This is a genomic window from Pseudomonas sp. RW10S2 (assembly GCF_014268985.1).
GTDB lineage: Bacteria > Pseudomonadota > Gammaproteobacteria > Pseudomonadales > Pseudomonadaceae > Aquipseudomonas > Aquipseudomonas wayambapalatensis.
In genome coordinates this window covers 1-5,689 of record NZ_JABWRO010000191.1, presented here as the reverse complement: position 1 = coordinate 5,689, position 5,689 = coordinate 1, and the positions used below count along the sequence as shown (strand labels likewise).

Annotated in this window: 6 protein-coding genes and 1 other RNA gene; 3 read left to right on the top strand and 4 right to left on the bottom strand. The window is 60.1% G+C overall.

Annotated elements, in window-relative coordinates:
- Positions 1 to 99 precede the first annotated feature (99 nt).
- From HU729_RS24715 to HU729_RS24705, 3 genes are read right to left on the bottom strand one after another with little or no spacing between them, the layout of a single operon-like run.
- On the bottom strand, positions 100 to 240 hold the full coding sequence (locus HU729_RS24715) for a DUF2474 domain-containing protein (RefSeq protein WP_063546145.1): 141 nt from the start codon (positions 238 to 240) through the stop codon (positions 100 to 102).
- 13 nt (positions 241 to 253) lie between these two features.
- Positions 254 to 1,261, bottom strand: coding sequence for a cytochrome d ubiquinol oxidase subunit II (cydB, locus tag HU729_RS24710; RefSeq protein ID WP_186711843.1), 1,008 nt, complete (start codon positions 1,259 to 1,261; stop codon positions 254 to 256).
- 3 nt (positions 1,262 to 1,264) lie between these two features.
- On the bottom strand, positions 1,265 to 2,701 hold the full coding sequence (locus HU729_RS24705) for a cytochrome ubiquinol oxidase subunit I (protein ID WP_186711842.1): 1,437 nt from the start codon (positions 2,699 to 2,701) through the stop codon (positions 1,265 to 1,267).
- A gap of 353 nt (positions 2,702 to 3,054) precedes the next feature.
- Between HU729_RS24705 and HU729_RS24700 the strand changes: the two genes are divergently transcribed.
- From HU729_RS24700 to HU729_RS24690, 3 genes are all read left to right on the top strand, one after another.
- Positions 3,055 to 3,348 carry a hypothetical protein gene (locus tag HU729_RS24700; RefSeq protein WP_063546147.1) on the top strand — a complete coding sequence of 98 codons (294 nt, stop codon included), beginning with the start codon at positions 3,055 to 3,057 and terminating at the stop codon, positions 3,346 to 3,348.
- A gap of 105 nt (positions 3,349 to 3,453) precedes the next feature.
- Positions 3,454 to 3,845: a transfer-messenger RNA gene (gene ssrA / locus HU729_RS24695) on the top strand.
- 187 nt (positions 3,846 to 4,032) lie between these two features.
- The gene (locus HU729_RS24690; RefSeq protein WP_186711841.1) at positions 4,033 to 5,289 is read left to right on the top strand and encodes an integrase domain-containing protein; all 1,257 of its coding nucleotides are present in this window, start codon (positions 4,033 to 4,035) and stop codon (positions 5,287 to 5,289) included.
- 147 nt (positions 5,290 to 5,436) lie between these two features.
- On the opposite strand, the gene HU729_RS25915 is transcribed toward HU729_RS24690, so the two are convergent.
- On the bottom strand, positions 5,437 to 5,689 hold a 253-nt coding region (locus tag HU729_RS25915; RefSeq protein WP_238348441.1), incomplete at its 5' end, for a hypothetical protein.

Sequence of the window (5,689 nt, the reverse complement as noted above, 5' to 3'; positions counted from 1 at the left end):
CCTTTTCGCGGGCAAGCCCGCTCCCACAAGGACCGGGCTGGCCTTTAGATTTTGAACAAGGAAGGTGCTCCTACCAGGACAACAAAGCCCTTACCTGGCTCAATGCGTACTCAACCCCGCCGCACTCATGAACATGCGCATGCCATAGGCCACGATCCCCAGCGCCGCGACACTCAGCGCCCAGATCAGCACCAGCCAACCCAGGCGCTGCCACAGCGGTTTCTTCTCCTCGATATCCATCGCCCGGCACTCCCTAGTGGTAGCCATCGTGGTGGGTCACCTTGCCGCGGAACACGTAGTAGCTCCAGAAGGTGTACCCCAGGATGAACGGCAGGATGAACAGCGTCCCCACCAGCATGAAGCCCTGGCTCTGCGCTGGCGCAGCGGCATCCCAGATCGAGATCGACGGCGGGATGATGTTCGGCCACAGGCTGATGCCCAACCCGCTATAGCCCAGGAAGATCAGCACCAACGTCAGCAGGAACGGCGTGTAGTTGGCGTTGCGCGCCACCGCCTTGAGCAACCCATAGAAGGTCACCAGCACCAACACAGGCACCGGCATGAACCAGATCAGGTTGGGCATGCTGAACCAACGATCGGCGATCTGTGGATAAGCCAGCGGCGTCCACAGGCTGACGATGCCGATCACCACCAGCAGCACCAGCGCCAGCGGCCGCGCCAGGTCGTGCATCTGCTTCTGCAGCGGCCCTTCGGTCTTCATGATCAGCCAGGTGCAACCCAGCAGCGTATAGGCCACGATCAGCCCCAGGCCACTGTAGATACTGAACGGCGTCAGCCAGTCAAACGCGCCACCCGCGTAATGGCGGTCGACCACCTTGAAGCCCTCGATGAAGGCCCCCAGCGCCACGCCCTGGAAGAAGGTGGCCACCAGCGAACCCCAGATGAACGCCTTGTCCCACAGGTGGCGCTTGTCGGCCTTGGCCTTGAAGCGGAACTCGAAGGCCACGCCACGGAAGATCAGGCCCACCAGCATCAGGATCAGCGGCAGGTACAGCGCCTCGAGCACCACCGAGTAGGCCATCGGGAAGGCCCCGAACAGCCCCGCCCCGCCCAGCACCAGCCAGGTCTCGTTGCCGTCCCACACCGGGGCGACGGTATTCATCATCACGTCACGGTCACGCTCGCCCTTGACGAAGGGGAAGAGCATGCCGATTCCCAGGTCGAAGCCATCCATGACCACGTACATCATCACCCCGAAGATGATGATCACGGCCCAGATCAGCGGAAGATCGATACCCATGGCTCAGTTCCCCTTGTTCAGGCTGACGGCGTCGTGTTCCGTGCCGTCATCGGCAGCCGACAGCGGCCGCGCTGGCGTGCGTTTCTGCCCCGGACCTCCCGGTGGCTGCGTATCGCCCTCGCCGGTATGCGGCCCTTTGCGCACCAGGCGCATCATGTAGCCGATGCCGGTGCCGAACAGCGCGAAGTACACCACCACGAACATCACCAGGGTGAAGCCGAGCTGTCCGTAGCTGTGGTTCGACACCCCGTCCGCCGTGCGCATCAGCCCATACACCACCCACGGCTGACGACCGATCTCGGTGGTGAACCAGCCTGCGAGGATCGCGATCAACCCCGACGGCCCCATCCACAGCGTGAGGTAGAGGAATGGCCGCGAGCTGTACAGCGTGCCACGCTTGCGCAGCCACAAGCTCCACAGCCCCACGAAGATCATCAGGAAGCCCAGCCCGACCATGACCCGGAACGACCAGAACACGATGGTCGAATTCGGCCGGTCTTCAGGCGGGAACTCCTTCATCGCCGGTACTTGCTTGTCCAGGCTGTGGGTCAGGATCAGGCTGCCCAACGCCGGAATCTCGACTTTGAAGCGCGTGGTCTCGGCCTGCATGTCGGGGATGCCGAACAGGATCAGCGGCGTCGGCTCGCCGGGCTTGTTCTCCCAGTGGCCTTCGATGGCGGCGATTTTCACCGGCTGGTGCTTGAGCGTGTTCAGGCCATGGAAGTCACCGATCACCGCCTGGATCGGCGCAACGATCAGCGCCATCCACATGGCCATCGACAGCATCTTGCGCACCGCCGGATTATCCCGCCCGCGCAGCAGATGCCAGGCCGCCGAGGCACCGACGAAGAACGCCGTGGCCACGAACGCAGCCGTGGCCATGTGCATCAGGCGGTAGGGGAACGAGGGGTTGAAGATGATCATCAGCCAGTCGACCGGCACCACCCGGCCATCGATGATCTCGTGGCCCTGGGGCGTCTGCATCCAGCTGTTGGAGGCGAGGATCCAGAAGGTCGACACCAGCGTGCCGAGCGCCACCATCACCGTGGAGAAGAAGTGCAGCCCACGCCCCACGCGGTTCCAGCCGAACAGCATGACCCCGAGGAAACCGGCTTCGAGGAAGAAGGCAGTGAGCACTTCGTAGGTCAGCAAAGGCCCGGTGACGGCGCCGGCAAAGTCGGAGAAACGGCTCCAGTTCGTGCCGAACTGATAGGCCATGACCAGCCCCGAGACCACCCCCATGCCGAAGTTGACGGCAAAGATCTTCGACCAGAAGTGGTAGAGGTCGCGGTAGACGTTGTCGTTGGTCTTCAGCCAGAGGCCCTCGAGGACCGCCAGGTAGCTCGCCAGGCCAATGGTGATGGCCGGGAACAGGATGTGGAAGGATACGGTAAACGCAAACTGGATTCGGGCGAGCTCCAAGGCCTCTAAACCGAACATAGTGCTTCCTCTTCAGGTAATCCGGGCGTCCGGGCTCGTGACCCTCGCGCTCACTGCCCCCACGGTGATCGAGTGCGCTGTTGTCGAATTGTTCTGTTCGATCGCAGGGATTCTGGCCAGGCGGCCAACTCGTTTCATCTGGAACGATTGATCCAGATCAACGACTGTTGGAAAGCATAGTCCCGAATGCCAGGGCAGGCTGTGTGGTGGTTTGCCGCGTGACCGGTTGCCTCACCCTCTTTACTCGCGACGGGTTTGGTGGATCGCCCGGTCAACCCCGATGGAACCCTTGGCCAATGGCCACAGTCCACCTTTCAGGCCCACCTTCCAGAGGCCTTCATCAGGAGACACCCATGAAAGGTACAGCGCTTTCCGCCCTCTTCGCGGCCGCCACCCTGCTGGCCTCGCCTGTATTCGCTGCCGATGACTTGTGCGCGATCAACCTGCAGAAGATCAACGACAGCATGGCTACCGCCGGCGCCACGTCCGAAGGCCTGGACAAGGCCCTCACCGAGCATGTCGACAAAGCCAAGGCCGCCCAGGCCAGCGGCGATACCAAGGAGTGCATCGCCATCACCAGCAAGGTGCTGGAGCGCCTGGAAAAGACCGAGAAAGGCAGCGGCTCGGCCGGCGGCAGCGGCGCCTGAGCCGCTCTGTTGCAACGGGCGGCGGCACCAGCAGTCGACGCCGCCCGTGCAAAGGCGTATACTCGGCGGCACGTGTCGAGAGATACGTCAGCTAGAGCTGAGTGTGGGGCCGATCAGGATTCGACGCCGGTAGCGAAACTCTAGGTGCATGCCGAGTTGGTAACAGAACTCGTAAATCCACTGTTGCAACTTTCTATAGTTGCCAATGACGAAAACTACGAGGGTTACGCTCTCGCTGCGTAAGCAGCTGAGCCCGCTCTCCTGGTAGCTTCGGCTCCAGCAATCATCAGGGGATGCCTGTAAACCCGAAATGATTGTCATACAGAACAGGATCGTCGTGTAGCACGTTGGGGGCAAAGCGACTAAAACTTACCCAACTCGTCCAAAGCACCCTGCCCGTCGGGCGGCTGCGGATTAACTCAATAGACACGGCTAAGCATGTAGTACCGACAGCGGAGTACTGGCGGACGGGGGTTCAAATCCCCCCGGCTCCACCAAATGATCAAAAAAAGACGTCCAAGGGCGTCTTTTTTTGTGCCTGCAATCCAGTAAACACGCGGCTTCCAGCGCTTTTGCGGTCTTTTGAGAGTTATTGAGTTCCAGCCATTCGGGTATTCCAGGCGGTATTCCAGCTCACCCGGTGCTAATCTTTGGAATACCGAATCAGTGCTTGAGGACAATCTCATGCCTGCTCAAAATCTCCGCCTCTCCGATCGACAGCTCAAGGGAGTCAAACCGGCGTCCAAGGATTACGTCCTTACGGACGGTGACGGTTTACAGCTCCGCGTACGCAGCAACGGCTCGCTGCTGTGGAATTTCAACTACCGCGAACCGGTAACCAAGAAGCGCATCAACATCGGCTTCGGGACCTATCCCGAACTGTCACTGGCGAATGCACGAAAGAAGGCAGTCGAAGCGCGCGAGCTGCTCGCCCAAGGCATCGATCCGAAGGTGCAGCGCAATACGCTGAATGAAGCCAAGCGCGCAGAAACGGAACATACCTTCGAGAACGTGGCCACCGCCTGGTTCGAGCTCAAGAAAGACTCGGTGACTCCGGCCTACGCCGAGGACATCTGGCGGTCGCTCACGCTACACGTGCTCCCCGATTTGAAGACGACACCACTCACGAAAATCACCGCGCCGATGGTGATCGCATTGCTTCGTCCAATCGAAGCGAAAGGCAGCCTAGAGACGGTCAAGCGACTTAGCCAGCGGCTAAACGAGATCATGACCTACGGCGTAAATTCCGGCCTGATCTTCGCCAACCCACTCAGCGGCATCAGGGCAGTATTCAAGAAGCCCAAGAAAGAGAACATGGCTGCGCTTCCGCCTGAGGAGCTGCCCGAGCTCATGATGGAGATCGCGAACGCCAGCATCAAACGCACCACACGCTGCCTGATCGAATGGCAGTTACACACGATGACTCGCCCCGCCGAGGCGGCGACTACTCGCTGGGCAGACATCGATTTTGAAAGGCGTGTCTGGACTATCCCTGCGGAGCGGATGAAGAAGCGCCGCCCACACAGCATTCCGTTGAGTGATCACGCTGTCGCACTGTTGGAGTCACTGAAGACCCACAGCGGCCATCGCGAATACGTCTTCCCGGCAGACAGAAATCCACGCACCCACGCCAATAGCCAGACCGCCAACATGGCGTTGAAACGCATGGGCTTCCAAGATCGGTTGGTCAGCCACGGCATGCGTTCGATGGCCAGCACCATCTTGAATGAACATGGGTGGGACCCCGAACTCATTGAGGTCGCACTGGCGCATGTCGACAAGGATGAAGTGCGCAGCGCCTACAACCGAGCCGACTACATTGAACGCAGACGCCCGATGATGGCCTGGTGGAGTGAGTACATCCAGAAAGCCGCCACCGGCAGCCTGCTTGCCTCAGCATACGGTCAAGTCAGAGACAAGAACGTGGTACCGATCCGCTAGCTCTGTACGGCGCATGAATTGCAGAAACAACTGAACGTCCAAGATTCGGGGCAAGCAGCCTCGCTTATCTGCTTCTCAGCGCGGGTCCATCCAAACAGGGCTGCAAAGCCGCCCTGTTTGGATGGACCTCATTTTGAAGAGCTAAAGTCACGACGTTGTCCGAGATTTACCAAGTAATTCCACCGATGGATAACCGCTTTTCACGTCCTCAAGGGCGCTTAATTTCGGCCCTTGACCGGGTTTATCCACAGGCGTAGAACTGGCCGTGCAAAGGCTGTCGATGACAGCACCCCAGGTGACCCGAGCCTTAAAGGTCACGCCGCCCCCGCGGTGGTTCAGCCCAAGTACGATTCGCATCCGGCAGCTCGTACGGTCACTACCCATGTGATGGATGCTCTTA

Excerpts from the sequence above, each read along its gene's own strand:
- HU729_RS24715 (WP_063546145.1), bottom strand. The coding sequence starts at position 240 with ATGGATATCGAGGAGAAGAAACCGCTGTGGCAGCGCCTGGGTTGGCTG.
- cydB (WP_186711843.1), bottom strand. The coding sequence starts at position 1,261 with ATGGGTATCGATCTTCCGCTGATCTGGGCCGTGATCATCATCTTCGGG.
- HU729_RS24705 (WP_186711842.1), bottom strand. The coding sequence starts at position 2,701 with ATGTTCGGTTTAGAGGCCTTGGAGCTCGCCCGAATCCAGTTTGCGTTT.
- HU729_RS24700 (WP_063546147.1), top strand. The coding sequence starts at position 3,055 with ATGAAAGGTACAGCGCTTTCCGCCCTCTTCGCGGCCGCCACCCTGCTG.
- HU729_RS24690 (WP_186711841.1), top strand. The coding sequence starts at position 4,033 with ATGCCTGCTCAAAATCTCCGCCTCTCCGATCGACAGCTCAAGGGAGTC.